This is a genomic window from Peptococcaceae bacterium (genome assembly GCA_024655825.1).
GTDB lineage: Bacteria > Bacillota > Peptococcia > DRI-13 > PHAD01 > JANLFJ01.
Genome location: JANLFJ010000035.1, coordinates 1 through 17,377, shown reverse-complemented (window position 1 = coordinate 17,377; position 17,377 = coordinate 1). Strand labels below are relative to the sequence as shown.

The following is a 17,377-nucleotide window of genomic DNA, read 5'->3' as shown; positions in this document are numbered from 1 at the left end:
AAAAAGAGGTGTTGTGTATGTTGGAGAGCATTACTAACATTTCTGAGTGCGAAGATTTTTTAAACAAACAGAGGGTTAACAATAGTGTTTCCTTTATTGGACAGCTAGAACTGACGGAAATGGATGCCAATAAATTGCGAGATTTTATTTATAGCCGGATTAGGCGGGATGTAGACAAGGGACTAGAGCTTGTTTTGAACTTTGCCCCGTCATGTCTGGCTTTTTTATTGGTTAATGAAGCCGTCTGGAATTACAAACAAGGGCAATACTGGTCGCTTGACGAAGCCTTCCCAGATATTAGCAATGCGACTTTACAGAACAAACTGGGGAGTTTTTTTCTTGATTATATAAATTCAAATGACTTAAATCATGCTGAGATCGAAGGCGCCCATCGTTTTGTTGGTCCTATCCTCTTACATGCGGGTATTCCTCAGAGTTGTTTGCCTGATTTCTTTGAGGAAATAGTCGTGCCATTACTAAAAATGGGAATTGCATCAAGCCATGAGCTTAAGTCCTTTCTGGCGAAGATTAGACAATTGCAAAGAAAGAGAATGATAATCCATAACGAGATAAATGAAATGATGATAAAGTTCCATGATTATGATGACAAAAAGAGACAACTTACTACTTTAATCGAATTGCATCAACAATATAATGATTATGAGAATAAGCTCCGCAGTTACGGCAATCTGTCCGGTCTACCAGAAGACTTTGAGGGTTACCGGACTATAAAGCAGAGGGAATTATTGCAACTCAAGGAAGAAATGGATGAGTGGGACAAGCAAAGGACTGTCTTGGAAGCTATTATTAATCTGTTTGGTCCCCGAGAACAAGCCTTGCTTGATTCTTTACCCAACCTAAACGCAGAAATTGAAAGATTACAGCAGCTTGAAGAACAAGAGAAAAACAGAAAGGCACTGTTAGAGAATCTGAATACAGCCAAACAACAGTTATCATTGGAATTGGTTAAAATTTTTCAAATAAATCCCAGATTAGAGTCTGAAATTGTTTTTCGCTCCGATAAATTGCTTTTGCTAATCGAGGCGTATTACCAACTAAAAGAGAGCACTGAGAAAGAACAAAAAGAAAGAGCTAAAGGCAACGGGTGGATAAAGAGATTGGCCTTCTTTATTATGGGTTTGTTTGGTTCCAGGAGGAGCATCCCTTTAGGAAAAAATGACAGCGACAGGGTTTTGGAACTGCGTAAAGGTATAGAGGAGACACTGAGGGAGATATACGACAGCCCTTTAAAAAAGGAGTTGTTTTTGCAAAGTCATGAGGAGTTTAGCTCTTTAGTCAAAACAGTAGCAAGCCTTACTGATTGCTTTAACAAAGGTTTAAGGGAATTACATGCACATAATAAAATCATGGGACAAAATGCCGGGATTTGTGAATTGGCAGCCGCTTTTGAAAACGAGCCGGATAAAGCGGAACAGCTTCGACGCAAAACACTCGAGGCTTCTGAAGCCCAAAACAGGAGAAAAAATGCTTATCTGGCCAAGGTTAAGCTGAACAAGACCGTTATTCCTGCCCTAAAAGAGCTAACCAGGAAAAAGCAAAGCATTGAAAGGGAACTACAAGAAAAGGAACGGATAATCCGTGGATTCGGCAATGGCGACCTGGAGGCAGGCGTATCAGCCATCCAAGAACTTAAAAGCTTACGACAGACCAATAAAAAGATTATCGGAAAAATAAGGCAATTAGAGAGGTTGTTTCAGATTAGTCCTGGCTCTGGAAATGACGTTTTGGCCCAGCATAAACGGGAAATATCCACCCAGCTAACACAGCTAAAGGACGCACTTGATTTTAAACAAAAAGAATTATCATCTTACCCGACGGTGTATCCTTATGTCGACGAACCAATAAGACGGTTTCTTCTCTACGGGGGGGACTGGGCTGAGGACTTTCTTGCCCAGAGTGTTAAACTCGTGAAATTGGCATCAGACGGGCAATTCAACAAGGCCAGGGCAGTACAGCTCCCTGAGAGAGTGATTAGCTGGTTTGAACAATGGTGGCCGAAAAGGGATGAACAGAAGCCGGAGAAAGGAGAACCCAAGGGTGAAAGGTCAGTGGCTCCGACAATTGTTCTTGATCCAGTGTATAAAAGAATTAAGCTGGCGGCAGGAAAAATGCGCTTCCTTTATCATGATCAAAAGGGAAGCTCTTACCAATCGTTGTCTTTAGTGGTTACTGCAACGGAAGGTACAACTGTTTTGGCCAAAACAGACCTTAGAGCTTATTTGAGTAAGGACGGTATTGTGGAAACCCTGCCGGCTGCGATCAATTTGGATTTGCTAAAAGATGAGTATCAGGTGGAGATTTACTCAGGTGATGCTCTCCTGCGCTCATGGACCATTAATGGTCTGGGTTCGAAAGATTATTTCCTTGTTTTCAGTGAAGATGGCAAAAAACAGGATATCAAGAGATTAAGGAAAAACCGGTACTGGTTTATTCTTAATGAAGGAATTGTTATCGCTCCTTCTCTAAGGATAATAGAAGAAGGGCAAATAGGCTTTCTTGACAAGTCTTTCCGCATGGTGCTGTTAGACCTTTCTAATACAACAGGCTTACATTTTACTGACATTAAAGGGATTGCATACAAGATACCTATCCAGGATTGGAGCACTGTTATACCTGAGTTAGAGGGCGGAGAAGAAATTTCCAACGTTTCGATGGATGGCGTTTTGGTATACTCAGAGAAATTACCGCTAATAAAAATACCGCTTCATGAAAAGGATGATTTATCTTATTGGATATTTATGATGGAGAATGAAAAAGGAGATAAGATTGTCCGGTCCAGGATAGCCGACATTAAAGCAGTAAAGATAGATAAAGACGGCCGAAACGCCTGGCTTGATTTACATGACCAATCCCTCTTCGGTTCTCTGGATGCCGGGTTATATGACATTGTCTTTAACTACCTCGGGCAGGAGTTTAAAATCTACCGGCTGGCCTATCTACCTGGTTTCCGGGTCGATTTTGAGCAGGAAATCTACCCTCCACAAGAGAAGGGAACAAGGAAAGAGGTTAAGCTCAGTATTGCAAAACCACCATCGGCAGAGTTTTTTGTTCATCAGCCTGCCCAAAAAATACGTGAAGAAGCTGATACCTGTGATGTTGTTGTAGATTTCTCAGCAGACAGTTTCGGCTGTGACCTTAAAACTGCTAGATCTGGCGGAGAAACAGCAATCTTTCAACTGACTGTTAATATTCCTAAGCTGAAATGGCGCTTGGCCGGTGACCAAGAGAAGGGATCCTTCGAATGGTCAGACAGCTTAGAGGAAATCTGGTTTGGCGAATGGCAGAAAGCGGACGGTTGGGTTCTTGAGGTGCTCTGTTCCAGCCGGGGGAAAAGGGGTCTTCAACTGTACATGAATGATTATGCACAAGAATTGACCTTGCCTTTATATGGAGGGAGGGCACAGTTTAAGTTGACTTCGTTTACTGATTCCATAAGGCAGAGCAGTTTTCCGGTTCAGGTGTTCAGCATCAACCTATTAGAGGATCGGCGGAAAATCAGGGCAGGACCGGTGTTGAGGGTTCGCAGCAAGTGGGAAGTATATGGTTTTGAATATTTCATCAAAAACAAAAAACATGGGTATTCCTTGGAGCTGTTTTGGAAAGAAAAAGGAAAGGCGGAGCAGAGGGTTATAAGGTTTTGGCGCCTGGAGGAACCTTGGGTGGAACCATATGTGCAGGAAATTCCGAATGGCCGCTGCAGTATTGTGATAGATCATATCGAAGAACATTTATCAGAAGGCAAATATTTATTGCACTTTGATATTGATGATCCATGGAGCCCACGAGATGTTGAGTTTCCAAACCAGGATAAAGACACCTTTTTAATCGATATAAACTACGAGGGAATATATCTGAGAAGCTGCAGAGTTCAATTAGTCACTGGCAGCCAAGCTGTTATAACCGGTGAATTTATCAACGCACCTCCCCTGATCAGGGCAGAGGTTTCGCTATTGGGCATTCACGAAGGGAACCCTAAAGTCGTTAAAGAGAAGATTTATTGCGCAGGCGGCAAATTCAGCTTAACCCTGCAAGACAATAATTTAGGTCAGGCAGCCCATTGGTTGGCAATAGATGTCCTGGATGGACCTTCTTACTATAGAGTTATGGCCCTTACGGAAGGCGCATCCTTGGAATGCCCAAACGGAGAATGCACGGAGTTTATCAAGCAAATACAGGGATTAAATGACATTGGTTTAAAGCTGGTGTACCGTCATAAAGGCTCCAGTAAAACAATCAATTTGGAAGGATTAGCCGGGCGGGTGCTGACAAGGTTATTAGAAAAACGAGACTTTTCGTTAGATTTGAATTTTCCATTTAAGAATTCTAAGCTGCGCTGGAAAGAAGATGAACAGCAGGTTTATTTTGATATACCTACCGGGATTGTAGTATGCAGTACATGTGGGAGGATCTTTCAAAACGATGCGGACTGGTATGCCCATAACCCCTTTATGAAATGCAAAGGCCTGGAACATCAGTTTGATACCATTAAGGCTAAATTCTTATATTGTCTTAATTTTAGGGACATATATGCCAAAATCTTTAATAAATACCCGATGGCTAAGGACGATCTTCTTGTTCTGTTTTCATCAAAAACCGAACCCTTCCCAATAGAGTTTGGCTTAAATCCAATCCAGAGCCTAAAAGCTGATGAGTTAACCCAAATATTTTTGAAAGAAGAAGCGGAACTATGCAATAAATTTATAGGGGTGCTTAAAAATGAGCTTTGATCCTATTAAAGTGACAAAAGCTGTCGAGGATAGTTATCTCAGCTATTTATCCACCTCGTTTCCTCTACATGACCACAATTTGCATGAACAGTTTGTAAATCTTCTTAAAGTACCGGGTAAATTTATTAAGGGCCCCATCCTGGAGGCGACACCTTCTTTTCAAAAAGGGGCAACAATAAACGAACTGATCAAGGAGGGACTCTTATCCAGGGAGTTTATAAAGTTGCAGTCTTCTTCTTTTAAGCTTGACCGTAACCTGTACCTACACCAGGAATTGGCTTTGCGCAAAATAATTGAAAAAAACCGCAATATTGTTCTTGCCACCGGCACGGGCAGCGGTAAAACCGAGGCTTTCCTGCTTCCCATACTTGATCATTTATTCAAAGAGAAAGAAGCGGGTCGTTTAGGGCCAGGAGTGAGAGCGCTTCTTCTTTATCCCATGAATGCCTTGGCCAATGACCAACTGGCGCGCCTGCGCGAAATTTTGGCTAACTACAAAGACATTACTTTTGGCCGCTATACGGGTGAGACTGAACGGGAGGATGCTGCGGCTTTAGACAAACACGTAAAAATGTTTGGCAGTAAACCCTTGGATAATGAATTAATATCCAGGACGCAGATGTGGCAATCACCTCCTCACATCCTGTTGACAAACTATGCTATGCTGGAGTACCTGCTCTTAAGACCGGACGACAGCGTGTTTTTTGATGGCGATTATGCCAAGCATTGGCGTTTTTTGGTTCTCGATGAAGCCCACACGTATATGGGAGCCAAAGGAATAGAAACTGCCATGCTGTTGCGACGCTTAAAAGACCGGGTGAACATGAGCCGGCCTGGTCGGTTAAGATGTATTGCCACCAGTGCCACCTTAGGCGGCGGAGAAAAAGACTTCCCGGCAGTGGCTGCCTTTGCCCGGCAACTCTTTGGCGAGGATTTTGAATTCGAAAGCAATAATCCCGATAAACAGGACATCATAGGTGCTGCTCGCCTTCCTTTGGCGCAAACCGCAGACAGCTGGGGAGCGTTGGACCCTGAGGAGTATATCCGATGCAGGAACATCGTGGATGAACAGAAGGTGGATAAGGAGGATAAAATTGATAAATTGGTATCAATCTTGGATGGCAAAGTCCCCCGACAATTGCTTGATGAAGCCTGTCGCAGAGGGAGCACTGAAGGCTGGCCGGCGTTCCTTTACGAAATACTGAAGGGAGAACAGAGGTTATTAAGTTTGCAAAATGCTTTACAAAAAGGTGGTCCTGTCCTTTTATTAGACCTGGCCAAAGAAATAATCCAGGGCGTACCCGATCCGGCGGTATCGCTGATAGCTTTGGTTGACTTGGCAAATAAAGCCAAAAGCGAATCTCAGAGCCAGCCCTTGCTGCCGGCCAGATATCATGTCTTTGTGAGGGCCATTGAGGGAGCATACCTCAGCCTAACCCCCGGACTCCAGTTGTTTTTGGACAGGCATGAGACAGTCAAGGTGAAGGAGAGAGAGTACCCGGTCTTTGAAATATCCGGCTGCCGCCAGTGTGGAGCCGTTTATTTATCAGGCATCACAGCAGAGGGAGAGAATAATAGGCATTGCCTGAAACAGGGGGTAGGGTCAACCCGTTTGGAACACTATCTTTTGCTGAATTTGGGAATAGAGCCGGTGGAAGAGGATGAGGATGAAATCGTCGGTTTCCCTGACAATATTGGAGAAGCAGCCGGGAAGTTCGAAAGATACACCCTCTGTGGCAGTTGCGGTTCAATAGACAAGGACAATGCCATTGCCGGCAACTGCTGTCAAGAAAGGAAACACTTTAGTTTGCTCAAAATGCCTGTGAAAGACGGGAAAGTATATGCCTGCCCTGCCTGCGGCAAGAGGAGCCCGCAAGGAGTGGTATGGCGTTTTCTGACGGGCGCAGATGCGGCAACCAGTGTGCTGGCCACCGCTTTATATCGAGAAGTCGAGCCGAGGCAAGCGGCTAAGGAAGCAAATCCTCCCGCCGAAGATGATTCCTGGAGATCATATCAAATCAATGTTGATGATACTGATAAAGACTTCATGCATAGCGGCCAAAGAAAGTTGTTGGCGTTTTCCGATAGCAGGCAAGATGCGGCTTTTTTTGCACCTTATTTAAACCGCACTTATGATCGTATCCTTAGAAGGGGCTTAATTTTAAAAATTTTAGAGATAAATAAAGAAGCTGTACTTAACGACAAATGGAGGGTACAAGATATTGTTAACCCGCTGCAAAAGTATATGGAGAAAATGGAGATATTTCCCGATTACAGCAAAACAGGACAAAAAACAGAAATATGGAAGTGGTTGATGTATGAGCTGTTGGCATTAGATAAGCGCAATAGTTTGGAAGGTTTGGGCCTCTTGGGCTTTTCTCTGGTAAAATCCACAAAATGGGCGCCTCCTCCGCCTCTTTTAAAGGATCCGTGGTGCTTTACCCCAGAGGAAGTCTGGACCTTGTATCAGGTATTGCTTGATACCATTCGTCAAAAAGGGGCTCTCGTTTTTCCTGAGGAAGTATCTCCCCAGGATGAATTCTTTCAGCCTCGGAACCGTGAGTATTATGTGAAAGATAGAACTGATCGCGACTTAACGAAAAGAGGAGTGATAGGCTGGAACTCCAGTTCGAACAACAGCAGGTCGGATTATCTGATACGCCTGGCTCAAAAAATAAATCCTAATATTACGAAAGAAAAGTGCTTAGAGCTATTAAGCAATATCTGGAGGAGTTTTTGGTTTAACGATCCAAGCAGTATTTGGAATCAGTATTTTAGCATTAATAGTATTCCGCAATTGGGGACTGTATTTAGGCTAAACAATACTATCTGGGAATTAAAGGCCACACAATTGGACAGCAGTGTTGAGTGGTATCTATGTGATAAGTGTAAAAATCTGACCCTTCATAATATCCGGGGAATTTGTCCTACTTATCGCTGCGAAGGCACGTTAAGGAAATGTAACCCATTAGTGTTTAACAAAGAGAACCACTATTTTAAATTGTACATAGATTTGCTTCCCATCCGAATGAGAGCTGAAGAACATACAGCGCAGTTAAGCGGTGAGGCTGCGGCTGAACTGCAAAACGATTTTGTCAAAGGCCGCGTCAATATTCTCAGCTGTTCAACCACGTTTGAGTTGGGAGTAGACGTAGGCGAACTAGAAACGGTCTTTATGCGCAATATGCCCCCTTCATCTGCGAACTATGTGCAAAGAGCCGGTCGCGCCGGCCGAAGGACTGACAGCGTTGCTTATGTTTTGACCTTTGCCCAAAGGCGCTCCCATGATTTGGCCCATTACCAGGAACCGTGGCGCATGGTTGCGGGTATTATTAAGCCGCCCTATTTTAAAATTGAAAACCTTAAGATAGTAAGAAGGCATCTTTATGCCGTGGCCTTGTCATACTTCTGGAGGGAAAAACCAGATTATTTCGGCAAGGCGGATGATTTCTTTTTCCAAAACGAAGTGTCCGGTCCCCGGTACTTCGCTGAGTTTCTTGATAAAAAGCCGCAGGCTTTGAAGGAAGCATTAAAGAGGATTGTTCCCCAAGATTTGCACGATGAACTACAACTGGAAAACTGGGGGTGGGTAAGAACCCTTTACCAGGAAGGAGAGGCTGTTTTACAGAAAGCCTGGGAAGAAATAGCCGGCGACATAGAACAGTTGGAGCAATTGCGAATAAAGCTTTTCTATGAAGGACGCGATGTTGACCATATCAAAAGGCTAATAAGCACTATTAAAGACAAAGACCTGATTGAATACTTATCGACCAGGAACGTGATTCCAAAGTATGGGTTCCCCGTAGATGTGGTCGAACTGCAACTCACCCATCACGGCGAAGAGGTCAAGAAGCTGCGATTGGAAAGGGATTTACGCATAGCATTATCCGAGTATGCCCCAAGCAGCCAGGTTGTGGCTGGCGGAAAATTATGGACCAGCCGGTATCTTAAACGGTTACCCAAAAAAGAGTGGGAGCGTTACAGGTATGCCATTTGTGACAATTGCAACAGCTATCACCGGGGAAGTCGAGTGGAGTTTGATGATAAACGCAACGAAAATGAAACGCTAAAAACTTGCCCTGTCTGTGGTCAAATAATAAGAAATAAAGGTACCTTCATAATTCCTGCCTTTGGCTTTATCTCCGATAGACAGGCGCCTGGCAAACCAGGCGAAGAAAAGCCTGAAAGGACGTATACTACCAGGGTATATTATTCCGGCTGTGACAATAAGGGGGAGAGTGTCAGCTTGGGATTGAATGGGGGTAAACTCATAGCCATCCCTGCTTCCAAGGGCAAGCTGGCGATAATCAATAACGCCGGCGGAAAGGCTTTCAAAGTATGTTTCCGTTGCGGATACACAGTACTGGGCGACGAGAAACCGTCCAGCACTCACCAAAACGCGTGGGGGGCAGCATGTAATGGCCCATTAATCAACCACTTGGCTCTAGGGCATGAGTTTGAAACGGACATCCTTATGATGTCCTTCGAAGGATATTTTGACAGCAGGAAAAGCTTTTGGCTCTCGATGCTTTATGGAATTCTTGAGGGTACTTGCGAAGTTCTCCAAATTGAGAGGCAAGACCTAGACGGTTGCTTATACTATTCTGTCGGTAATCTGGATCAACCTGTGCTTGTGATATTCGATGATGTCCCTGGCGGAGCCGGGCACGTAAGACGTCTGGTCAATGATAAAATATTAATGGATGTTCTGAACGCAACATTGGAGCGTTTAAAGCGATGTGAATGTGGTGCGCCTGAAGGAAATACAAGCTGTTATGGTTGTCTCAGGCATTTCAGGAATCAGTTTTGCCATGACGAATTGAATAGGGGCATGGTAATTGAATTTTTAAAAAAAGCATTATTGATTGAGGGGTAAAAGATAGGAGGCAGGAGATTGTTTGGGAAAAATGGATATGTTCAGGGGAAGAGACAGGAAATCGGAAACAAGTAAAAAAATATAACCTATAGATGGCATGCGATGGGTAAATAGTAAAGGTGCGTGATAGGTTTGGGGAAAGAAATATTGTTGAGGGAAGCTGTTTCAGAATACGGCACGGGGAAAGGACCGAAGCCAGTATTCGTCGCTTGCACAAACAGGGAAGTGATAAAGCAATTATTTCCTGACTGGCCTTGGTTTAATTTGGGTCTCTGTATATCCCAAAAGGTCCTGTCCTACAAGAAAGAAAAGCGTCCCAATTACATCGTTGACATTATCCAGGAAATGGTTTCTGCTTCTGAAAGCGATAGGGTTATTATTGATAATATCGATCTGCTCTTTGCGCCTTATTACCAGCTTGATGTGCTTAAATTGTTCATTCAATTGGGCAGGAACAAAAAGTTGATCATCATGTGGGACGGGGCTTTCAGGGATGGCCTGTTAAGCTCCTCTGTTCCTGAGCTGCCGGATTATCATCTCTATGACATAAAGAATTATGACGTCTATTGTTTAACGAAGTAGCAGAGGGGGAGGACGTATGAAATACAGTGGCCTGATTCACTTTGATCCCATCGATACGATTATTCAACTGAAGGATGCAGATGATTCGAAAAAAGCACAAAAGTTAATTGAAACTTATGTCATGTCTGATGACATGGCTTTAAACCTAAAAGAAAAAGTGCTTTCCCAGCTAAGCCTTGATGAGGTCGTGGACAATAAAGGCGTATTTATTGTCGGTAATTACGGGACCGGAAAATCACACCTGATGTCAGTCATCTCCTGTATAGCCCAGGATGAGAGCAAGGCAGCCTTTCTGCGCAATCAGAAGTTTACTGAATACATAAAACCACTGGCGGGCAGGTTTGAAGTGCTGAGAATAGAAATCGGCGCCGTAAAAACCCCCTTGCGGGACATCGTTACAGCGGAACTGGAAAAGGACCTGGCCAAAAGAGGGATCGTCTACAAGTTCCCGGCAGCCAATACTATCACCGGTAACAAAGATGCCCTCAATGAAATGATGGCCAGATTCGAGGAGGTTTATGGTCAGAAGGGGTATCTTTTAGTAATCGACGAACTGCTCGATTATCTAAAGAGCCGGACACAAATGGATTTAATGCTGGACCTTGGTTTTCTTAGGGAAATTGGGGAATTCATCAAGAATTCGCGGTTTAGGGTGATTTGCGGGGTTCAGGAGGCGCTTTTTGACAGCCCTAATTTTACCTTTGTGACAGCCACGCTGTTAAAAGTAAAAGACCGCTTTGAACAAATCATCATCAGGCGCGAGGATATAGCCTATGTTGTCTCCGAGAGAATTCTGAAAAAGACGCCTGAGCAGAAGACCTGGATCAGGGAGCATTTGCAGAAGTTTTGCCCCTTGTATAAAAACATGTCGGAGCGGCTGGAGGAATTTGTGGAGCTTTTCCCCATCCATCCTGCCTTCATAGAGATTTTCCAGAAAGTATACCTGGCGGAAAAGCGCGAGGTCTTAAAGACAATTTCGGCAACGGTCAAAGCGATTATAGATAATGATGTCCCGGCAAACGAGCCGGGGATTAAATCGTATGATTCTTACTGGAAATACATTAAAGAAAATGTGGCCAAAAAAGCGGAACAGGAAATAAAAGAGGTGTTGGACAAGAGCGGCATTTTAGAGGATATTGTCAACCGTTCCTTTACAAAACCGGTTTACAAGCCGCTGGCCATTCAGATCATTTATGCCCTCAGCGTCCACCGGCTTACCACGGGCACACTGGACGTTAAAGCCGGCCTGACAGCCCAGAATCTAAAAGACGACCTTTGTCTCTTTACATCAACATGCCTGTCCTGACCGAGGATTTTCTCTTGTCCACGGTTAACTCAGTCATGAAAGCCATCATTGACACGGTCAGCGGGCAATTCATCGAGTACAACAAGGATAATGAGCAATACTACCTTGATCTCAAGAAAGACATTGATTATGATGCTCAGATTGAAAAGAAGGCCGGAGCGCTACATGATTCCCAGCTTAATCCCTACTATTATTCCGTGATTTATGAGATGCTGGACTGGGATGCGCCGGAGTACAGGACCGGCTATAAAATCTATGAATACTATCTGAACTGGGAGGAAAAGAATATCTGCCGTTTCGGCTACCTCTTTATGGGAGAGACCAACGAAAGACCCACCACCCAGCCCCCGCGGGATTTCTATGTCTATTTCCTTCCTCCCTACGGCGAGCTTACCGCTCAGGATGACAAAAAGGACGATGAGGTCTTTTTCAAATTCATTGGCGACGAGGGATTTAAAGGAAAACCTTAAACTGTTTGCCGCCGCCAAGGAAATGGAAATCCTGGCGGCACAGCAGGATAGCAAGAAATTATAAATACCTAAAAGTCACGAAAAACTGTCGAACCCGGGTAAACGGCTGCGGGGATAATGATTTGTCCTGGGAAGAGGGTATTAATTATGTCTAATCGATTAATCCAGGAAAATGAAGCAATGCAGTCGTTATCAAAAACTATCGGCATCTTCAAATGCATTTTCCGCACCTTCCGATTCTTCATTATCCCCATACAAAATATCTGCATAGCCTCCATCCAAAAGCAGTTCTTCGTATTTTCCGTAAGTTATCCTGCCGCTGTCCAAAAGAGTCTGGGCAAGTTCTGCATAATCCGAATAGATTTGTGTTCCCTTATTTTCGGTATTACGATACAGGTCGGTGTTGTAACCAAGCTGAGCGGCATTTTTAATAATGTTTTTTTCCAAGGAGTCGTATAGTTTACTTGTGATCGCTCCGATACTTTTCAGGCGGAGAAGCATCAGTTTATGGCTTACCTGGAAGTAATTTTCTAAAAATATCACATCGTTTAGGGTAATCTGCTGTCCTTTAGTCCTTTTCAGTATCATATACTCCAGGGCATTGTCTGGAACCAGGAGATGAGCCGCAAAATGGTTGGCGTCGCGTTCGTTTTGGTACTCTTCTTCAAATTTATTGATGGGACAGACTTTTCCCGACATGCCAATATCGTACTTAATATGATAAAACTCATGGGCAGCCGTGAAATGCTGGTGGCCCAGGCTCCTGCTGGCATTTATGACAATAAGTCCAGCTTCTTTATGACGCATAAAAAAACCAGAAATATTCCCCTTAATTTTAGTTATTATCAGGGAAATATTTTCAATGTCTTTCAGCACCTTAAATATATCCACCATGTCATATTGTCCAATCCCAAGATTTTTTCTTGTTTCCGCTGCCTTAAATTTTATTTCATCATAATTCATCTCGTCATCTCCCCAGAAGTGCCCTCATCTCACAAAGATTGCGCAAAAACGTCTTGGCAAAAACGACGGTTTCCCAATCTTCTTCGCAGAACTCATCGGCTCTGAAGGCTATTTCTACTTCGGGCTCGCTTTTTTTCTCATCACCGAGAAAATAACCGACTGAATAGCCATATAAATTGGCCAATTCCTGTAAGAGGGTAATGTTGATTTCTCTTGCTCCGGTTTCGTAATATGACAACTGTACCTTGTTTATTTCAAGGATTTTGGCAACCTGGTCCTGGGTCAAACCGCTTTTCTTTCTTGCTTCTTGAAGCTTTTCCCCAAGACTTTTGAGCAATCGGTCATTCATATAGCCCCCTCCTTAACCAATATGTTAATTATTTGCTTTATCATATTATTATTATAACATATATGTTACAGATCATGAAGCGTGCAAATGGATTCCGATCTCCGGATTGCACGCTTCATGGAACGTTTAATATTTGGTAATATGGCTGGCGGTTCTGGAACATGACGGGAATCGCCGGCTTCAGTTGTCGATTATTTCTGTGTGGAAACACAGTTTCATGTGTTCCAGGAATGTTTCGTTATGCTTTGTAAAAGTGGCCACGCCTTTCCTGTGCACGATGGTTTTAAAACCTTCCGCGTCGGCGCCGGCTACAGTCAAAAAATCGCAGATGTCGGTGGCCACGCCTGTGACGTGCACCGTCTCCACCCCGGCAGCCCGCAGCTTTTCGGCCAGTCCCGTTTGGTAAAAAGCGTTGTAGTTCGTTTTGGGAACATAGAGCACATTCGGGTTGTCCTTGTTTTTTTCATGCCATTCTTTAAGTTCCCCGTACAGTTCCTGTCCCTTTGTGCCCGCCACGTTGTGGAACGGCCATCTCTCGAAATGAGGGTCTGCGGGCTGGTGCGAATCCATGGCTATAACCACCAGGTCATTTTTTGCCAGGAACCGCTCCGCCAGCGCGACGATATAGGGCACAATCTCCTGGGCCGGCCGGCCAACGGTGAGGCCGCCGTCATCAGCCACAAAATCGTTGCTCATATCAACAATAATCAGGGCTTCTTTTGCCATTTGCCGGATACCTCCTCTTGATGATAATTCAAGGCCAAAATAGATTGAACCCGTATATATTATTCTACCATTTTACGGCTGCAGAGAATAGGTGCACCAGCAGGGATGACAACGATAACAACGATAACGAAAAAGGGGCAGGACTTCCTGCCCCTTTTTCCGGCCGGTTATTGGGCCTGTTCCTGGGTTTTTTGTTTGAAACCGCGGAAACCTTTGCCCATAAAACCTTGACGGCCCATCGGGAAGACATTGCCGGAATTGACGGCCTCGATCTGCTTGTCAATTCTCTCAATCATCGTGTCTGCCTGTTCCTGGGTAAGAACACCGCTTGTGACGTTCTGCTGGATGATTTGCTTTTTCAGCTCGAGCATTTGTTTGTGGAGCGAGGCCATTTGCGCTTTTTGTTCGTCAGTTATTTGCAGTTGGGGGCAGTTCGCGAAACCGTTTCCCCTGCCCTTAAAAGGTTGTTTCGCCGAATCGTTTTCATCGGCCAGCGCGAATGAAGCCGTGCCGGCGATGAGGGCTAAGGCCAGGAGTATGATCAGGGCTTTTTTCACATTCTCACCTCCTCGTTTTGTGGCTATGTTTATTTTACCCGTATATTTTGGCAAATAAAGGGCAAAAATGTGAACTTTTTGTGAACTGAAGCAAGTTCATTGATTACCGGCATTTTTTTGGTAGTATTATTCATAATAGCACACTCTTGCAGGAGAGGCCAAGGATGAACAATAAACCCGTTTTGCTGGTGGATGACGACCCGCATGTGCTGGAAGTGCTGTCCTTGTACATCAAAAAAGAAGGTTACCCGGTCATGACGGCCCAGAACGGGCAGGAAGGCCTGGAGAAAGCCCTGCAGTCCGATCCCTGCCTGATTGTCCTGGACGTGATGATGCCCGGATTGGACGGGACCGAGGTCTGCCGGAGGGTGCGGGCCGTCAAATCCACGCCCATCATCATGTTGACCGCCAAGTCCGAGGATATCGACAAAATCCTGGGGCTGGAACTGGGCGCCGACGATTATATTACCAAACCGTTCAACCCCCGGGAGGTGATTGCCAGGATTAAAGCAGTCCTGCGCCGGGCAGTCGAGCAAAACAAGGAGGCCAGGGCGCTCTTTTATCCCGGCCTGGAAATAAACATGTCCGAATACCGGGTTAAAATAAAAGGCCAGACGATACTCTTAACCCCGAAGGAGATAGAGCTGCTCTGGCTGATGGCCTCACATCCCAATATGGTGTTCACCCGGGAGAACTTGCTGGAGAGTGTCTGGGGTTATGCATATTCTGGCGAGACCAGGACGGTGGACACCCATGTGAAAAGGCTGCGCCGCAAGCTGATGATCGATCCGGGCAGCCCGTGGGACATCAAGACGATCTGGGGAGTAGGCTATAAGTTCGAGGTGATCCAATGAATTCGAGGATCGGTGTCAAGCTGCTCGCATCTTATATTCTGCTGGTGGTAATCACCCTTGTCATTGCCGGCGTTCTTTTAAACCCGCTGTTTAAGGGGTACTTGCTTGAGGCCAGGAAGCAACAACTCCTGCGCGAGGCCGAAGAGATCGCCGCGCTGGCCAACAAGCTGAACAACCGGGAGATGAACGAAGAGACGTTCAACAGGGTGATGGATGCCCTGAACTCCTATACCGATACCCGGTTTTTGATTATCGACCGGGAAGGGACGGTCATCGCCTCGTCCCTTGTTTCGCCGGGCCCGGATAACAGGCCCTTTTTCCACAGGGGAATGCGCATCGCCAGGGAGGAAACGGAGCAGCAGGTTTTATCAGGCCAAACCATAGTCAAACAAAACGTTTCGCGGTTTGTTAACGTGCCGGTGATTACCGTCGGGCTGCCGGTTACGGCGGTCGGGTTAAACGGCGAAAAAAGGGTGGGGGGGGCGGTGTTCGCCTTTTCGCCGGTCCGGCAGGTCACGGATCTGATGAAAAAGAACTATTATTACCTGGCGATTTCCAGTCTTATTGCCGTGCTGCTGGCCGCCGCAATCGCTTTTTACTTTTCCAGGCTCATTTCCCAGCCCCTTAAAAACATGAATGAAGCGGCGCTTCGCATGGCCGGCGGGAACTATAAAACCAGGATAGAACCCTCGAGCCGGGATGAAGTCGGAGAACTGGCGACGTCCTTGAATTACCTGGCCAACCAGCTGGACTTGAATGTCACTGCCCTGCAGCAGGAAAAAAGCAAGCTGGAGTCGATCGTCACCAGCATCAACGAGGGTCTGCTGGCGGTGGACCGGCAAGGCCGGATCATCCTGGCCAATCCCGTTGTTGAAAACATCGTCATGACTCCCAGCAAAAAAATTACCGGGCAGCGGCTGGCGGATGTCACCAGCCGGCCCGACCTGGTCCGGCCCTTTGAGGCCGTGCTGGAAAGCGGCCTTGCCGCTTCATCCGTTTTGAAAATAATCAACCGCTCCTTCAGGGTCGCTGTCTCGCCCATCAAGCAGGAAGACGGTTCCCTGCTAGGGGCGGTGGGCATCCTGCAGGACATCAGCGAAATGGAAAAGGTGGAACAGCTGCGCCGCGATTTTATCGCCAACGTGTCGCACGAATTGCGGGCGCCCATCACGGTGATCAGGGGCTATGTCGACTGCCTGCTGGACGGGGTGGCTGACAATGCTCCCGATTATTACCACCGGATAATCAAGAGCGAGACCCTGAGGCTGGAAAGGCTGATCAAGGACATCATGGACTTAAGCCTGCTGCAGTCCGGCAAGATCCAGCTGGAACTGGAAGAAGTGGACCTGGCTCAACTGGTTTCGGAAACAGCCGGCAAGTTCAAGCAGAGGGCCAAGGCCAAGGATATAAATCTGATCACCGACACCGGAAACAGGCAGAATATAACCGCATACTGCGATCCTGACCGGATGGAGCAGCTCCTGGTGATCCTGCTGGATAACGCCCTGAAGTTTACGCCGGGAGGCGGGACGGTGGAGGTTCTCCTCAAGGAAGAAAGCAACCAGGTCGTATTGAGCGTGAAGGATTCGGGGATAGGCATTTCCGAAGAGGATTTGCCCTACATCTGGGAGCGGTTTTACAAGGCGGACAAGTCCAGGAGCCGCATGGCCGAGGACGGCACGGGGCTGGGGCTTTTCATCGCCAAACAGATTGCCGAACTGCACCAGGCCGAGCTTGCGGCGGAAAGCGAACCCTCCCGGGGCAGCACTTTCACGCTGCGCCTCCGGAAGCAACAATAAACATGAATACTGGCAGTTTTAATGCAATTGCCCAGGGAATGTCAGATATTGCCTGCGGCGATTCGGAACATTCGCCCTTTTTATTCGTCATATTATAAACAGGAGTTATGCAGTTGATGGAAAATAACACCAAAGCATAATCAAAAA

Annotated in this window: 11 protein-coding genes; 7 read left to right on the top strand and 4 right to left on the bottom strand. The window is 45.8% G+C overall.

Translation table 11 applies throughout. The annotated features are described in order from the left end of the window. Positions 1 to 17: 17 nt before the first annotated feature. The 5 genes from NUV48_12290 (at position 18) to NUV48_12270 (ending at position 11,982) form a co-directional block, all read left to right on the top strand. Positions 18 to 4,748 carry a hypothetical protein gene (locus NUV48_12290; GenBank protein MCR4442918.1) on the top strand — a complete coding sequence of 1,577 codons (4,731 nt, stop codon included), beginning with the start codon at positions 18 to 20 and terminating at the stop codon, positions 4,746 to 4,748. Continuing rightward, positions 4,738 to 9,624, top strand: coding sequence for a DEAD/DEAH box helicase (locus tag NUV48_12285; protein MCR4442917.1), 4,887 nt, complete (start codon positions 4,738 to 4,740; stop codon positions 9,622 to 9,624). Before NUV48_12290 ends, NUV48_12285 begins: the two co-directional genes overlap by 11 nt. A 132-nt stretch (positions 9,625 to 9,756) precedes the next feature. Continuing rightward, positions 9,757 to 10,206 carry a BREX-3 system P-loop-containing protein BrxF gene (gene brxF, locus NUV48_12280; GenBank protein MCR4442916.1) on the top strand — a complete coding sequence of 150 codons (450 nt, stop codon included), beginning with the start codon at positions 9,757 to 9,759 and terminating at the stop codon, positions 10,204 to 10,206. A 16-nt stretch (positions 10,207 to 10,222) separates the two neighbouring features. Next, complete coding sequence (locus NUV48_12275) at positions 10,223 to 11,512, top strand: DUF6079 family protein (protein ID MCR4442915.1); 1,290 nt, start codon at positions 10,223 to 10,225, stop codon at positions 11,510 to 11,512. Next, positions 11,500 to 11,982: a DUF6079 family protein gene (locus tag NUV48_12270; GenBank protein ID MCR4442914.1), complete on the top strand. Its 483-nt coding sequence runs from the start codon at positions 11,500 to 11,502 to the stop codon at positions 11,980 to 11,982. Before NUV48_12275 ends, NUV48_12270 begins: the two co-directional genes overlap by 13 nt. Positions 11,983 to 12,174: 192 nt before the next feature. Here NUV48_12270 and NUV48_12265 read toward each other — a convergent pair whose 3' ends face one another. The 4 genes from NUV48_12265 to NUV48_12250 form a co-directional block, all read right to left on the bottom strand. Continuing rightward, positions 12,175 to 12,945, bottom strand: coding sequence for an ImmA/IrrE family metallo-endopeptidase (locus NUV48_12265; protein ID MCR4442913.1), 771 nt, complete (start codon positions 12,943 to 12,945; stop codon positions 12,175 to 12,177). 4 nt (positions 12,946 to 12,949) lie between these two features. After that, positions 12,950 to 13,294 (bottom strand): helix-turn-helix domain-containing protein, encoded by a 345-nt coding sequence (locus NUV48_12260; protein ID MCR4442912.1) that lies wholly within the window; start codon positions 13,292 to 13,294, stop codon positions 12,950 to 12,952. Positions 13,295 to 13,474: 180 nt separating this feature from the next. Further along, positions 13,475 to 14,020, bottom strand: a complete 546-nt coding sequence (locus tag NUV48_12255) for a cysteine hydrolase (GenBank protein MCR4442911.1) — start codon at positions 14,018 to 14,020, stop codon at positions 13,475 to 13,477. 167 nt (positions 14,021 to 14,187) lie between these two features. Next, positions 14,188 to 14,577, bottom strand: coding sequence for a YckD family protein (locus NUV48_12250; GenBank protein MCR4442910.1), 390 nt, complete (start codon positions 14,575 to 14,577; stop codon positions 14,188 to 14,190). A gap of 164 nt (positions 14,578 to 14,741) precedes the next feature. On the opposite strand from NUV48_12250, the gene NUV48_12245 reads away from it, so the two are divergent. Together NUV48_12245 and NUV48_12240 are read left to right on the top strand one after the other, a co-directional pair. Further along, positions 14,742 to 15,431: a response regulator transcription factor gene (locus tag NUV48_12245; GenBank protein ID MCR4442909.1), complete on the top strand. Its 690-nt coding sequence runs from the start codon at positions 14,742 to 14,744 to the stop codon at positions 15,429 to 15,431. Beyond that, positions 15,428 to 17,230: a cell wall metabolism sensor histidine kinase WalK gene (locus NUV48_12240; GenBank protein ID MCR4442908.1), complete on the top strand. Its 1,803-nt coding sequence runs from the start codon at positions 15,428 to 15,430 to the stop codon at positions 17,228 to 17,230. The genes NUV48_12245 and NUV48_12240 overlap by 4 nt, the downstream gene beginning before the upstream one ends. The last annotated feature ends 147 nt before the right edge of the window (positions 17,231 to 17,377 follow it).